The organism is Streptomyces sp. NPDC006140 (genome assembly GCF_040628815.1).
Classification (GTDB): Bacteria; Actinomycetota; Actinomycetes; order Streptomycetales; family Streptomycetaceae; genus Streptomyces.
In genome coordinates this window covers 411,454-425,811 of sequence record NZ_JBEXTS010000002.1, presented here as the reverse complement: position 1 = coordinate 425,811, position 14,358 = coordinate 411,454, and the positions used below count along the sequence as shown (strand labels likewise).

General features: G+C 72.3%; 11 protein-coding genes. 9 read left to right on the top strand and 2 right to left on the bottom strand.

The annotated features are described in order from the left end of the window. Positions 1-94: 94 nt before the first annotated feature. A complete protein-coding gene (locus ABZ386_RS07135) occupies positions 95-883 on the top strand; it encodes a pectate lyase (protein ID WP_351336764.1) in 789 nt (262 codons plus the stop codon). A gap of 71 nt (positions 884-954) precedes the next feature. Here the strand turns inward: ABZ386_RS07135 and ABZ386_RS07130 are convergent, their stop codons facing one another. After that, entirely contained in the window at positions 955-1,707 is a 753-nt protein-coding gene (locus ABZ386_RS07130; protein WP_358964047.1) for a PaaX family transcriptional regulator C-terminal domain-containing protein, read from the bottom strand. A gap of 75 nt (positions 1,708-1,782) precedes the next feature. On the opposite strand from ABZ386_RS07130, the gene ABZ386_RS07125 reads away from it, so the two are divergent. Continuing rightward, complete coding sequence (locus ABZ386_RS07125; protein WP_358964045.1) at positions 1,783-3,450, top strand: DNA alkylation response protein; 1,668 nt, start codon at positions 1,783-1,785, stop codon at positions 3,448-3,450. A gap of 115 nt (positions 3,451-3,565) precedes the next feature. Further along, the gene (locus ABZ386_RS07120; protein WP_358964041.1) at positions 3,566-5,629 is read left to right on the top strand and encodes a HEAT repeat domain-containing protein; all 2,064 of its coding nucleotides are present in this window, start codon (positions 3,566-3,568) and stop codon (positions 5,627-5,629) included. Positions 5,630-5,661: 32 nt separating this feature from the next. On the opposite strand, the gene ABZ386_RS07115 is transcribed toward ABZ386_RS07120, so the two are convergent. Next, positions 5,662-6,246, bottom strand: coding sequence for a hypothetical protein (locus ABZ386_RS07115; protein ID WP_356500842.1), 585 nt, complete (start codon positions 6,244-6,246; stop codon positions 5,662-5,664). A gap of 178 nt (positions 6,247-6,424) precedes the next feature. Between ABZ386_RS07115 and ABZ386_RS07110 the strand changes: the two genes are divergently transcribed. The 6 genes from ABZ386_RS07110 (at position 6,425) to ABZ386_RS07085 (ending at position 14,283) form a co-directional block, all read left to right on the top strand. Continuing rightward, the gene (locus tag ABZ386_RS07110) at positions 6,425-7,582 is read left to right on the top strand and encodes an exo-alpha-sialidase (RefSeq protein ID WP_356500840.1); all 1,158 of its coding nucleotides are present in this window, start codon (positions 6,425-6,427) and stop codon (positions 7,580-7,582) included. A 340-nt stretch (positions 7,583-7,922) separates the two neighbouring features. Then, positions 7,923-9,248, top strand: a complete 1,326-nt coding sequence (locus tag ABZ386_RS07105; RefSeq protein ID WP_356614950.1) for an ABC transporter substrate-binding protein — start codon at positions 7,923-7,925, stop codon at positions 9,246-9,248. Positions 9,249-9,312: 64 nt separating this feature from the next. Beyond that, positions 9,313-10,239, top strand: a complete 927-nt coding sequence (locus ABZ386_RS07100; RefSeq protein ID WP_358964037.1) for a sugar ABC transporter permease — start codon at positions 9,313-9,315, stop codon at positions 10,237-10,239. After that, entirely contained in the window at positions 10,239-11,120 is an 882-nt protein-coding gene (locus ABZ386_RS07095; protein ID WP_351336785.1) for a carbohydrate ABC transporter permease, read from the top strand. Before ABZ386_RS07100 ends, ABZ386_RS07095 begins: the two co-directional genes overlap by 1 nt. Positions 11,121-11,137: 17 nt before the next feature. After that, on the top strand, positions 11,138-12,376 hold the full coding sequence (locus ABZ386_RS07090; protein ID WP_356614953.1) for a family 1 glycosylhydrolase: 1,239 nt from the start codon (positions 11,138-11,140) through the stop codon (positions 12,374-12,376). Continuing rightward, a complete protein-coding gene (locus ABZ386_RS07085) occupies positions 12,373-14,283 on the top strand; it encodes a sugar-binding domain-containing protein (protein WP_351336790.1) in 1,911 nt (636 codons plus the stop codon). Before ABZ386_RS07090 ends, ABZ386_RS07085 begins: the two co-directional genes overlap by 4 nt. Positions 14,284-14,358: the final 75 nt, after the last annotated feature.

The following is a 14,358-nucleotide window of genomic DNA, read 5'->3' as shown; positions in this document are numbered from 1 at the left end:
CCCCCATCGCTCGATCCGACCCCCATCGCTCGATCCGACCCCCATCACTCGATCCGACCCCCCCATCGCTCGAACGGACAGAAGGAATCGGGACATGACTTCTGCGACACGTCCGCGCGCCCGCAGGCGCGCGCTGACCGGCGCGCTGGCCACCCTCGGCCTGTCGGTTGGCATGATCATGACTACCAACGCGCCCACGGCGAGCGCCGCCACCTGGCCGACCCCCAACGGCAGCCAGGGGACCTCGGCCACCATCCCCGTGTCCGGCACCAAGGACTACGGGATGAAGCGGTTCTTCGGCACCGGAGCCCTGGAGGGTGACGGCCAGGAGGAGGGCCAGGACCCGATCTTCAGGCTCGCCGACGGCGCGGTGCTGAAGAACGTGATCCTCGGCGCCCCCGCGGCCGACGGCATCCACTGCGAGGGCAGCTGCACGCTGCAGAACGTCTGGTGGGAGGACGTCGGCGAGGACGCCGCCACCTTCCGCGGCGGCACCGGCGCCACGTACCACGTGATCGGCGGCGGCGCCAAGAAGGCGGCGGACAAGGTCTTCCAGCACAACGGCGGCGGCACGCTCAACATCTCCAACTTCGCGGTGCAGGAGTTCAAGACGCTCTACCGCTCCTGCGGCGACTGCTCCACGCAGTACACCCGCAAGGTCAACCTCAACACCATCGACGTGACCGGCACGGGCACCACCGCGCGGCTCGTCGGCATCAACGTCAACCGCAACGACGTGGCGACGCTGCGCGGCATCACGATCCGCAACGACGCCTCGCGCAAGGTCATCCCCTGCCAGAAGTACAACAACAACACGGCGGTGGGCACGGGCCCCGACAGCACGAACTGCAAGTACAGCACCTCGGACATCACCTACCGGTAATCCGCCCCGAACCCCCCACGGTGAACGCGGCCGTACGGAGTGCCCGCCCGGCGCTCCGTACGGCCGCCGCGTCACGTTTGGTGCGCCCGCGGCCCGTCGGCCATCTCCCGCTGGTAGCGGGTGTACGCGGCGCGCAGCTCGGCGCCCGGCCAGTCGGCGGGCAGCAGTTCCGGCGGCAGCACGGGGTCGGCGAGCAGGTGGCGCACGACGGCCGCGAACGCGGTGAGGCGGTCGGCGGGGCGGTCCGCGCGGGCGACGTGGGCGAGCAGCGCCCGCGCGCCGGCGGACCAGGCGTCCAGCGGCCACAGGCTCTCCGCCAGCTCGCGCGCCGGCCGGGCGGGGCGGGCCGTGCAGCACTCGGCCACCCGGCCGAGGTCGTCGGGCAGGGCCCGGCGCAGATTGGCGGGGCGGAGCCAGACGCCCTCGCGGAGTTCGGCGAGCCGGAGTGCGCCGAGCCGGGCGCGCAGGTCGGCGCGTTCGGCGGGGCCGCGGCCGGTCGCGGTGATCACGACCATCTCCCAGTCGCCGTCCCACGCGCGCGTGTCCGGGTGCACGGCCTCGTCCTGGCGGCGCTGGCGCTCCAGCAGCCGGTCGCTGAGCCGGTAGCCGGTGCCGGTGCGCCGCAGATCGCCCGCGGCCACCATCCGGCTGAGCGCCGCCCGCACCGTGGACCCGCCGACGCCGAAGGCCTCCACCCTGCCCACCAGGTCCTTCACCGGCAGCTCAGGGGGGTGCGCGCCCAGCAGCAGGCTCAGGACGACCGACCGCGCGGACAGCGGACGCAGTTCGATCTCGCCGGGCGGCGCCGGGTCGTTCATCGGCATGGTCCCGTACTGTACGGGGCGGATTTCCGTGTTGCACGATTGCTGCGGCCGTATGAGGAGTGCAACACTCGGAGCATGGTCTCGACACTCGACGGACAGCGGGCGCAGGCCGGACCCGCCACGCACGACGTCACCAACCAGGCCCCGCCGCTCACCCCGTACGACGCCTCCGAGGACACGGCCCTGCTCCAGGGGCTGCGGCGGGAGGGTGCCGGCTGGGCCGAGGAGGACCTGCGGCGTCTCGGCAGGCAGGCCGGCAGCGCCCAGGCGCAGGAGTGGGCCGACCTGGCCAACCGGCACGAGCCGGAGCTGCGCACCCACGACCGGTACGGCCACCGCGTCGACGAGGTCGAGTTCCATCCGAGCTGGCACCACCTGATGCGCACGGCGATCGCCGAGGGGCTGGCCGGCTCGCCCTGGGCGGACGACCGGCCCGGCGCCCACGTCGCCCGGACCGCCGGCGGACTGGTGTGGGGCCACACGGAGGCGGGGCACGGCTGCCCGACGTCGATGACGTACGCGGCCGTCCCCGCGCTGCGCCGGCAGCCGGAGCTGGCGAAGGTCTACGAGCCGCTGCTGACGAGCCGGGAGTACGACCCGGAACTCCGCGTACCGACGGAGAAGCCGGGTCTGCTGGCGGGCATGGGGATGACCGAGAAGCAGGGCGGCTCCGACGTCCGGTCGAACACCACGGCGGCCACGCCCACGGCCGAGCCCGGGATGTACGCCCTGCGCGGGCACAAGTGGTTCACCTCGGCACCGATGTGCGACGTGTTCCTGGTGCTGGCGCAGGCCCCGGGCGGGCTGTCGTGCTTCCTGGTGCCGCGCGTACTGCCCGACGGCACCCGCAACACCTTCCGCATCCAGCGCCTGAAGGACAAGCTCGGCAACCGGTCCAACGCCTCCTCCGAGCCCGAGTTCGACGGGACCGTCGCCTGGCTGGTCGGCCCCGAAGGGCAGGGTGTCAAGACCATCATCGAGATGGTCAACTGCACGCGGCTGGACTGCGTGATGATGTCGGCCGCGCTGATGCGCAAGTCCCTCGTCGAGGCCGGGCACCACGCGCGCCACCGCAGCGCGTTCGGCGCCCGGCTGGTGGACCAGCCGCTGATGCGCAACGTCCTGGCCGACCTGGCGCTGGAGTCCGAGGCCGCCACGACGCTCACCCTGCGGCTGGCCGGGGCGGCCGACCGGGCGGTCCGCGGCGACGAGGGCGAGGCCGCCTTCCGCCGGATCGCCACGGCCGTCGGCAAGTACTGGGTGACCAAGCGGGGCCCGGCCTTCACCGCGGAGGCCCTGGAGTGCCTCGGCGGCAACGGCTACGTCGAGGACTCGGGCATGCCCCGGCACTACCGCGAGGCTCCCCTGCTGTCGATCTGGGAGGGCTCGGGGAACGTCAACGCCCTCGATGTGCTGCGGGCACTGAGCCGGGAACCCGGCACGGTCGAGGCCCTGTTCAGCGAGTTCGCCCTCGCCCGAGGGGCGGACGCCCGGCTGGACGCGGCCGTGACGCGGCTGAGGAACCGGCTGTCCGAGGCGTCGCAGACGACGGCCCGCCGGCTCGTGGAGGAGATGGCCCTGACGCTCCAGGCCTCGCTCCTGGTCCGGCACGCCCCGCCGGCGGTCGCCGACGCGTTCTGCGCGACGCGGCTCGGCGGCGACTGGGGGCACGCGTTCGGGACGCTGCCCGAGGGGATGGGGCTCGACATGATCCTGGAACGCGCGCTGCCCGGCGCGGACTGAACCACAGTCAGCCAACGAGCACTCAGTTCGCGCACAGTCATCTCCCGGTTCCGCTTCGTTGTCAGTGCCGTGGTGCAGACTCCCCGTCAGTCGGCACTTCGCTGGGGAGGACAACGTGTTCAGGGGGATCGACGAGGTGGACTGGGCCTCACTGCGCCACGCCCACGGCAGTGCGGAGGACGTGCCCCGGTTACTGCGGGGACTGGCCTCCCCCGACCCGGCCGAGCGGGCGAGTGCGCTCGACGGGATGTACGGCGCAGTGCACCACCAGGGGGACGTGTACGACGCGACGCTCGCCTGTGTTCCGTTTCTCCTCGCGCTCGCCGTCCGCGAGGAGGTCCGGGACCGGGCGGAGGTGGTGGAACTCCTCGTCAGCATCGGCGGCATCGACGCCGGCTCCGGTGAACTCGCCGAGCGGGCCCGGGCCGCTGTGCGCGCGGGCGCCGAGGTCTTCGTCGGGCTGTGCGGCGACGCGGACGCCGGGGTGCGCCGGGCCGCCGCGGGGGCGCTCGTCCGGTTCCTCGGCCGGCCGGCGCGTGTGCTCGCCGTGCTGCGGGAGCGGATCGGCGTGGAGCGGGACGACGGGGTGCTGATCGCCCTGACCGAAGCCCTCGGCGTGTTCGCACAGCGCTACCGCACGGCCGGCGACGCCCACGCCGCCGAGGCGGTGCGGCTGCTCGCCGAGCTGAGCGGGCCCCCGTACGGCCCGGCACTGCGGCTCGCCGCACTCGGCCGGCTCGCGGCGTGTGCCCCGGAGCGGCTTCCCGCCGACCTCGTCCCGGTCGTCGTCCGGCTGCTCCGGGACAGATCCGGGCAGCGCACCCGGTCCGCACCCGCGTCGGACTGTCCTGGTCCGGACACGCTCGCGGGGCGGCTGCGGCGCCTGCGCCCCTCGGACGAGGAGGGCTCCCAGCTGCTGCGGACCCTGCACTCCGCGCTCGGCGGGCGGGTGGCCGACCGGGTCGCCCTGCTGTGCGGGCAGTTGACCAGCCCGGACCCCCTCGACCGGTGCAACGCCGTGTGGATGTCGGCCGGACTGTTCCGCGAGTGGCGTACCGGACACGAGGAGCCGGTCACGCTCATAGGGAACCAACTGGGCGCCGAGGAGGGCCGGTTGCACGACGCGGCGGTCGCCGTCCTGCTGGAGCTCTTCGAGCTGGCGAGACCCGCCGCGGACCGCCTTCACACGCTGGTGACGTACCGTCCCGAACTGCGCATACGGCACCGGGAGCGGGGCGGACCGGCCCTGGGCGGTCCGCTCAAGGCACTGGCCCGGGCCGGGGACGCGCGGGCCGCGCCGGTGCTGGCCGAGGTACTGGCGGGCCCGGTCGTCCCGCACGACCTGGGGCTGGTGGTCCCCCACCTGGGCCGGGCCGCAGCGCCGCTCACTCCGGCGTTACGGCGACGCCTCGCGCAGGTCCCGCCGGACGACCCCGGCGCGCGGGGCCGGGCCGTACCCCTGCTGTCGGCCCTCACGGCCCTGGGCGACGCCGAGTCCCTGCCGGTGGTGCTGCGCCTGCTGCGGGGCATGCCGGAGGAGCTGCCGGGGCGCGACGGCGTCACGGGGGCGGCGGTGCGGGCGCTCGGCGCGTTCGGCAGCGCGGCGCGCGAGGCGATACCGGACCTGCGCGGGCTGCTGGCGACGGACTGCGCCGTCGCGGCGGCGGACGCGCTGTGGTCGGTCACGGGGGAGGCCGATGCCGTACTGCCCGTGCTGCTCCGGGAGTCGGCCGACTCCCGGAGCGGCCCGCACCGCCGCGCGGCGGCCGCGGACGTCCTCGGGCGACTGGGCCCGGCGGCGCGTCCCGCCTGGCCCGAGCTGCGCCGGATGACCGGCTCCGGCGACGCGTGGGAGCGGGTCACGGCCGCGTGTGCGCTGTGGCGGACGGCCGGCGAGCCGGAAGAGGTCCTGCCCGTCCTGCGCTCCGCGTGGGCGGAGCACCCGCGCACGCGGACGGCCATCGCCGGGTGCGTCGCGGCTCTGGGGCCCGCGGGAGCACCGCTCCACGACCTGCTGCGCGCGGAGCTCGCGTCCCCCCGCAGGCACCTGACCGGCCCCGGCGGCCGGCCCCTGACCGCCGCCCCAGGCGGCCACGGCATCCACGCGGACCTGGGGTTGGTACGGGTCTGCCGGGAGGCACTGGCCGGGCCGGGGACGCCGGTGAGCGCCACGGGGTGATGTGACACCCCATGAGCTGACGCCGGTGGAGGTCATCCCGTCGTGCGCCCCCACATCGGGCCGAAGCGGGACCACTCGGCGTCCCACTGGTCGATGCGCCGGCGCTCCAGGCGGCCGCGAACCGCGCGCCCGGCCAGGAGGGGCACGGTGGCGGCGCAGGCGGCCGCCACCGTGCCGATCAGCCAGGCCCGTACGCGGGCCTGGCTCTCGGTGACGGGCCGGGTCACCTGACGGCCCTCGGGGTCCGTCCAGACCGTGACCGGGCTGCCGGCGGCGCTGCCCGCCGGGACCCGCACCTGGCCGGAGTGCGGGGAGCCGTCCGCGGCCGTCCACACCACCTCCGCCCACACCTGATCGGCGCGGGACGCGCCCCGGTTCCCGGACGCGGTCCCGGGAGCCCGCTCGGCGAGCCGTGCCACGAGGGGACGCCACTCGTCGCGTTCCCGGGCCAGCCCGTCCTCGACGGACCGGCTCACCGCCGTACCGGCCAGCAGCCCGGCGCACACGGTGAGCAGCCCCACGCCCAGCACGACCCAGGCCTCCACCCTGTCGGCGCGGCGCTTGAGCGGATTGCGCCGCCAGCGCCACAGCCACACCTTCGGACCACGTAACGCCATCGAAGGCACCCTCCTCACGCGCGCATGACCATCCCGCCGTCCTCCCCATACGGAAGAGGGCCCCTGGATGCTCACTGCACCGACCCCCGAGGCGGGTCCCGCGCGCGGCCCCGGCCCGTCGCGAAGGCCGCCGACACCCTCCTGACCTGCGCCGCAGCCGCTCCGGGGGTGACTGTCAGTGGTGGGGTGCAGACTGGCCGGTGTCCGAGACAAGGGCGTCGACGAGGACGCCGCGGAGGTGATCGGCATGACCGAGGTACTGCTCGCCGTGGGCACGCGCAAAGGCCTGTTCATCGGGCGCCGGCGGGGTGGTGGCGCCTGGGAGTTCGACGAGAGTCCCTACTTCAACGCCCAGGCCGTGTACTCGGTCGCCCTCGACACCCGCACCGCGACGCCGAGGCTGCTGGCCGGCGGCGACAGCGCGCACTGGGGCCCGTCCGTGTTCCACTCCGACGACCTCGGCCGGACGTGGACCGAACCGGCCCGGCCGGCCGTCAAGTTCCCCCAGGACACGGGGGCTTCCCTGGAGCGGGTGTGGCAGCTGCACCCGGCCGCCGCCGAGCCGGACGTGGTGTACGCGGGCACCGAACCGGCCGCGCTGTACCGCTCGGAGGACCGCGGGGAGACCTTCGAGCTCGTCCGGCCCCTGTGGGAGCACCCGACGCGGTCCAAGTGGGTGCCGGGCGGCGGCGGTGAGGGCCTGCACACCGTGCTCACCGACGCGCGCGACCCCCGCGCGGTGACGGTCGCCGTCTCGACGGCCGGTGTGTTCCGCACCCAGGACGGCGGCGCGAGCTGGACGCCGTCGAACTCGGGTGTCTCCGCGGTGTTCCTGCCCGATCCGAACCCGGAGTTCGGCCAGTGCGTGCACAAGATCGCGCGGGACGCGGCGACCCCGGACCGGCTCTACCTGCAGAACCACTGGGGCGTGTACCGCAGCGACGACGCGGGCGCGCACTGGACGGACATCGGCGAGGGCCTGCCGTCCACGTTCGGCTTCGCGGTGGCGGCGCACCCGCGCAGAGGGGACACGGCGTACGTGTTCCCGATCAACGCCGACGCCGACCGTGTCCCGGCCGGCCACCGGTGCCGGGTCTACCGGACGGCGGACGCGGGCAAGACGTGGGAGCCGCTCTCGGCGGGGCTGCCCCGGGAGGACCACTACGGCACGGTGCTGCGCGACGCGATGTGCACGGACGACGCGGACCCGGCGGGCGTCTACTTCGGCAACCGCAACGGCGAGGTGTTCGCGTCGGCGGACGACGGCGACAGCTGGCAGCAGCTCGCCGCGCATCTGCCGGACGTGCTGTGCGTGCGCGCCGCGGTCGTCGGCTGAGGTCGGCCCCGGCCAGCGTTACCCACGTTGAAGGAGGCCCCGATCGGGGCCTCCTTTCGCGTTCGGCCCCTGCTCGCGTCCCCCATCGCCCCTCTGCTCCCCCGACGGCTCTCTGCCCACGCCACCGCATCTCACAGGGTGTATCACCGGCTGATGGGACGGAGCACCCCCAAAGTCTCGCGCCGGCCCCCTGGGCGGACTTTGCCAATTGAGGATTTACAACGTTTACCGACGGGCCATATCAATGCCTCCGACGCACAGCCGATCCGGCGGCGTCTTACTCATCCACCTCGACGGCATGTGGCGGCACGGGACGGCCGCACTCGACAGAGGAGAAGCCGTGGATTCGACCAACTCGGCCCTGCGCAGGCGCAGGACCACACAGGTGGCCTGCGCCGCCGCTGTCCTGGGCCTCGCCCTGAGCGGCTGCGCCGGGCAGGGCGCCGCCCACAGCAACGGCGGTTCGGACAAGGCCGGCGGCAAGGTGACCCTGAAGTTCTGGAACGGCCTGACCGGCGGCGACCGTCCGACGGTCGAGAAGCTGATCTCCGAGTTCAACGCCACCCACAAGAACATCAAGGTCCAGTCGGACCCGATGCCGTGGGACGTCTTCTACCAGAAGCTGCTGACCAGCGTGAGCTCCGGCAGCGGCCCGGACATCGTCGCCATGGACGCCGGCCAGATACCGAAGTACGCCCACAGCGGCGTGCTGCAGCCGATCGACGACTTCTACGGCGCGGACAAGGCCGTGGCCGCCAAGCTCGTGCCGGCCGCCACCCAGGCGTCGAAGTTCGGCGGCAAGAACTACGGCGTCCCGACCGAGACGGCGCCGCTGCTGCTGTACTGGAACAAGACCCTGTTCAAGAAGGCGGGCCTGGACCCGGAGAAGCCGCCGGCCACCTGGTCGCAGTTCGAGCAGGACGCGGCGAAGCTGACCAAGGACGCCAACCACGACGGCAAGCCCGACACGTACCCGATCGCGCTCGCCGACCACGAGACCATTCCGATGTACCCGGTGCTGCTGTGGCAGGGCGGCGGCGGTGTGGTCAGCCAGGACGGCAAGCGGGCGATGCTGGACGACCCGGCGACGGTCGCGGCCGTCAAGCACTGGGTGGGCCTGGTCCGCGACAAGAAGATCTCCCCCATCGGCCTCGGCGGCGCCGACGCGGACAAGCTGTTCCAGACCCAGAAGGCCGCGATGGAGATCGTCGGGCCCTGGGACACCACCACGTTCACCCAGTCCCACGTCGACTACGGCGTGACCATGCCCTTCGCCGGGCCGAAGGCCCAAGTCACCTCCGCGGGCGTCACCTCGTTCGCGCTGACCTCCACCGACCCGGCGGTCAAGAAGGCGGCCTACACGTTCTTCTCCTGGTGGAACAGCAAGCCGGCGCAGATCACGCTCGCCAAGGGCACCGGATTCCCGGTGAACCGGACCGACGTGACCGCGGCCGACCTCAAGGGCTACCCCTACCCGATCGCCTTCGGCTCCCCGCAGGTGCTGAAGAACTCCCGGCCGTTCCTGGCGGGTCTGATCAACGGGCCCGTGATCCAGGACCAGATCTTCTACCCCGCCCTGCAGCGCGTCCTCAACGGCAAGGGCAGCGTCGAATCGGTGCTGAAGCAGGCCAACGCCGCTGTGCAGAAGGAACTCGCGACCAAGTAGTCCGGTGGCGGAGCCGGGCCACCGCACGCCGGCTCCGCCTGCCTCGGCGTCCATGAGGTGAACGATGTCCTTGCAGATCACGTCGCGACCCGTCGGACGGCCACGGGCACGGCTGTCCCACCGCGGCCGCCAGGCGCGCGCGGCCTGGCTGTTCCTCACCCCGAGCCTGGTGGTCCTCACCGTCTTCGTGGTGTACCCGATGATCCAGGCGGGGTACCTGTCCTTCACGAGCTACAACCTGGTGCAGGCCGCGCAGTGGGTGGGGCTCGGCAACTACCGGCACATGCTGCACGACCCGCAGGTGTGGAACGCGCTGCGGAACACCCTGGTGTACGCGGCGGTCAGCACGCCGGTCAGTGTCCTGCTGGCCCTGGCGCTGGCCCTGTTCCTCAACCGGGCCATGGCGCTGCGCGGGTTCCTGCGTTCGGCCGTGTTCCTGCCGTTCGTGGTGTCCCTCGGTGTCGTCTCCATCGCCTGGTCGTTCCTGCTCGACCCCGACATCGGGCTGCTGAGCGACTGGCTGTCGCACCTCGGCATCACGACCCAGCAGGGGTACCTCCAGGATCCCTCGACCGCCATGGCCGCGGTCATCGCGGTCGGCGTCTGGAAGAACGTCGGCTTCTACATGATCATGTACCTGGCCGGTCTGCAGTCGATACCCGGCGAGTTGTACGACGCGGCGCGCTCCGACGGCGCCAACGCCTGGCAGCGGCTGCGCAACGTCACGTGGCCGCTGCTGGCCAACCAGACGATGCTCATCACGATCATGGCGGCGATCGGCACCCTCCAGGCCTTCGACCAGATCTACGTCATGACCCACGGCGGTCCGTTCTTCCAGACGGAGACGCTGGTGATGTTCACCTACCGCATCGGGTTCGAGAACGACCAGTTCGGTTACGCGGCGGCCGTCTCCTGGGTGCTGCTCCTGCTGGTCTTCGCGCTGTCGATGGTCCAGTTCACGTACTTCCGCAAGCGAGTGGTGACGTTCTGATGGCAACGACCCTGCACACCGCCGCGGTCCGTCCGCAGGCGCGGCACGACCAGCGCACCCGGGCCCTGGCCAGGGCCTGGCGCGCGGCCACCGTCGTCGCCGCCGTCGCGATCGCCTTCGCCGTCCTGCTGCCCATCATCTGGATGTTCTTCGCCTCCTTCCGCCCCGAGCAGGACATCGTCACCAACCCGCCGACCCTCTTCCCGCGCGCGTTCACCCTGGCCAACTACCGGGAGATCTGGCACGCGATCCCCTTCGCGGAGCTGTACCGCAACACGCTCCTCTTCGCCGGATCGGTCACGGTGATCTCCCTGTGCTTCGACTCCATGGCCGCGTACGCGCTGGCCCGCCTGGAGTTCAAGGGACGCAACACCGTCTTCGTCGGCATCCTCGTGATGCTGATGCTGCCGTTCCAGATCACCCTGGTGCCGCTGTACGACCTGCTGAACAATCTGCACCTGGTGAACACCTTCACCGGCATGATCGTGCCGCGGGCGACCAACGCGTTCGGCATCTTCTTCATGCGGCAGTTCTTCCTCTCGCTGCCCAAGGACATGGAGGAGGCCGCCCGCATCGACGGCGCCTCGGAGTGGCGCATCTACTGGCAGGTGATCCTGCCGCTGGCCCGCCCCGCGCTGCTGACCCTCGGTCTGTTCCACTTCCAGTACAACTGGAACGACCTGCTGTGGCCGCTGATCATGACGTCGGACGACAGCCACGCCACCATCCCCGCCGGTCTGTCCCTGTTCATGGGCCAGCACGTCACCCAGTACGGCATGCTGATGGCCGGGGCCGTGCTCTCCCTCCTCCCGGTGATCCTCATGTTCCTGCTGATCCAGCGCAGTTTCGTGCAGGGCATCGCGACCACCGGCATCAAATGACCCCCGAGGACACCCCCGTGACCCCCTGGTTCCGCACCGGCCGGCTGCACTTCGCCGTCGGCATCGAGGACACCTTCGTCCCGCAGGAGGACGTGGGCCGACGCAGGCTCGACGAGTACGAACTGACCCAGCACTACCACCAGTGGCGGGACGACCTGAGCCGGGCGAAGGACGCCGGCGCCGACATGATCCGCTGGGGCATCCCCTGGTACCTGCTCGAACCGGAGCCCGGCCGCTTCGACTTCGAGTGGACCGACCGCGTCGTGGAGCACCTGGACCGGCTCGGGCTGCGCTGCATGGTGGACCTCATGCACTACGGCACCCCGCTGTGGCTGGACAACCAGTTCCTCAACCACCGCTACCCGGAGGCCGTCGCGGCCTACGCCGCCGCGGTCGCCGAGCGCTACGCGGACTCGCTGGACATCTGGACACCGCTCAACGAGCCGGTCGTCAACGCCGTGTACTGCGGTGAACAGGGCACCTGGCCGCCGTATCTGCGCGGTGACGACGGCTTCGTGAAGATCCTGACGCGGCTGGCCCGCGGCATGGTCCTCACCCAGCGGCGCATCACCGAGGTGCAGCCGTCGGCCACCTTCGTCCACGTCGACGCCGGGTTCCGCTGGACCGGCGCCTGGCCGCCGGGCGAACGCGAGCACCTTCAGGAGCGCCGCTTCCTCGGCCTCGACCTGGTGCTCGGCCGCGTGCACGAGGCACACCCGATGCGCGCGTACCTCACCGCGCACGGTGTCACCGACGCCGAACTCGACTGGTTCACCGCCCACGCGGTCACACCGGACGTCATCGGCGTCAACTACTACCCGGCCTTCACCACCGCCGAGCGCGATCCCACGACCGGAACCGTCCACCCCGCCGAGGCGGGAACCACGGGTCTGGCCGACCTGTTGCACCGCTACGCCGAACGCTACGAGCAGCCGCTCTTCCTGACCGAGACCAGCCGGGGCGGGCCGGTGGAGGAGCGGCTCGCCTGGCTGGAGGAGAGCGTGGACACCGTGCTGCGGTTGCGCGCCGAGGGCATGCCGCTGGTCGGCTACACCTGGTTCCCGTTCTTCGCCCTGGTCGACTGGCGCTACCGCGAGTCCACGCGGCCGGTGGACCGCTGGCTGGTGCAAATGGGGCTGTACGACCTGGAGCGGGACGCGGGTTCGGTGCTCCGGCGCCGGGCCACCGGCCTGGTCGACCGCTTCCGGGCCCTGGCGGCAGACACGACACAGACATCTCAGGAGCGAGGACAGTGAGCACACAACCCGTGGCGGACGACGGCCTCCACCCCCGGCCCCAGTTGCGCAGGGCCGCGTGGACCGACCTCGGCGGCGCGTGGGGCTTCGCCCATGACGACGCCGACGCGGGACGGGACGCCGGCTGGCACCGCGACCCCGCTCCCTTCGACCGCACCATCACCGTCCCGTTCCCCCCGGAGTCCGCCGCGTCGGGCATCCACGACACCGCGTACCACCCCGTCGTCTGGTACCGGCGCACCCTGCGGCTGCCGGCGGACCACCGCCGCGGCGACCGGGTGCTGTTGCACTTCGGGGCCGTCGACTACCGGGCGTCGGTGTGGGTGGACGGCACCCATGTGGGCGACCACGAAGGCGGCATGACGCCTTTCTCCTTCGACGTGACGGCCGCGCTGACGGCCGGCGCGGACGAGCACACCGTCGTCGTGCGCGCCGAGGACCTGCCGTGGGACGCCGAGCAACCGCGCGGCAAGCAGGACTGGCAGGACAGCCCGCACGTCATCTGGTACCACCGCACGACGGGCATCTGGCAGCCCGTGTGGCTGGAGGTCGTCCCCGGCACGCATGTCGCGGAGCTGTGCTGGACCTCCGACATCGATAGCGCCTCGGTCCGGCTGGAAGCCCTGCTGCGCCGTCCCGTCCGGCGCGGGGACGGCCGGCTGGTGATGCGCGTCGGTCTGCGTCTCGGGACGGAGCTGCTCGCCGAGCAGTCCGCCGTCGTCACGGACGACCGGGTGGTGATGGACATCGCGCTCCCGGCCCTGCGCAACGGCCAGGACCGCGACCGGCTGCTGTGGTCACCGCACTCCCCCACCCTGGTCGACGCCGACATCGTCCTGGTGGACCGGGACGCCGACGGGGTGGAGCGGCCCGTGGACGAGGTCGCGAGCTATCTGGGCATCCGCACGGCGGAGGTCGCCGACGGGCGGTTCCTGCTCAACGGCCGTCCGTACTACCTCCGCATGGTCCTGGAGCAGGGCTACTGGCCCGAGTCCCACCTCGCGGCCCCGGACGCCGGGGCGCTGCGCCGCGAGGTCGAACTGATCAAGGAACTCGGTTTCAACGGCGCCCGGGTCCACCAGAAGGTGGAGGACCCCCGCTTCCTCCACTGGTGCGACCGGCTGGGTCTGCTGGTCTGGGGCGAGATGGCCGGCGCGTTCGCGTTCGGCCCGGAGGCGGTGCGCCGGCTGACCACCGAGTGGATGGACGTCGTACGCCGGGACCGCGGGCATCCCTCGGTGGTGGCCTGGGTGCCGTTCAACGAGAGCTGGGGTGTGCAGGACATCGCCGGCTCGCCCGCGCAGCGCGCCTTCGTCGAGGGTGTGGTGCAGCTGACCCGTGCCCTCGACCCCTCGCGGCCCGTCATATCCAACGACGGCTGGGAGATGACCGACAGCGACATGTGGACCGTTCACGACTACGCGGGCACCGGGCGGGAACTGCGGGCCCGTTACGGCACCGCCGGGGCCGTCGAGGCGATGCTCACCGACGGCCGGCCGGGCGGCCGCCGGGTCGTGCTCGACCCCGATGCCGCGGATCCCCGCGGTGGACGCCCGGTGCTGCTCACCGAGTTCGGCGGCCTCAGCTACCGCCCCGAGGGCGAGGAGTGGTTCGGCTACTCGACGGTGACGTCACCGGCCGAACTGCGCAGCCGGCTCGACGAACTGTTCCGCGCGGTGACCGACTCGCCGGAACTCGCGGGGTTCTGCTACACCCAACTCACCGACACGGAGCAGGAGACCAACGGCCTGCTCACCGCCGAGCGGCGGGCGAAGCTGCCGGCCGAGGAGATCCGCCGCATGGTCGGGCGTCCCTCCGCCGCCATGCCCACCGAGGCCCTCGACCGGCACCGCCGGGAGGTGGAGGAGGCCAACCATCAGCCCGGGGACACGGCCACAACGTTGTAGGATGCGGTTCCTCCCGTGACGAGCGGAGGAGCACGCGACGGCCGGGGCGAACCGCTGAATGCCCCTGATCGGTGA

Excerpts from the sequence above, each read along its gene's own strand:
- ABZ386_RS07135 (WP_351336764.1), top strand. The coding sequence starts at position 95 with ATGACTTCTGCGACACGTCCGCGCGCCCGCAGGCGCGCGCTGACCGGC.
- ABZ386_RS07130 (WP_358964047.1), bottom strand. The coding sequence starts at position 1,707 with ATGCCGATGAACGACCCGGCGCCGCCCGGCGAGATCGAACTGCGTCCG.
- ABZ386_RS07115 (WP_356500842.1), bottom strand. The coding sequence starts at position 6,246 with ATGGCGTTACGTGGTCCGAAGGTGTGGCTGTGGCGCTGGCGGCGCAAT.
- ABZ386_RS07125 (WP_358964045.1), top strand. The coding sequence starts at position 1,783 with ATGGTCTCGACACTCGACGGACAGCGGGCGCAGGCCGGACCCGCCACG.
- ABZ386_RS07095 (WP_351336785.1), top strand. The coding sequence starts at position 10,239 with ATGGCAACGACCCTGCACACCGCCGCGGTCCGTCCGCAGGCGCGGCAC.
- ABZ386_RS07100 (WP_358964037.1), top strand. The coding sequence starts at position 9,313 with ATGTCCTTGCAGATCACGTCGCGACCCGTCGGACGGCCACGGGCACGG.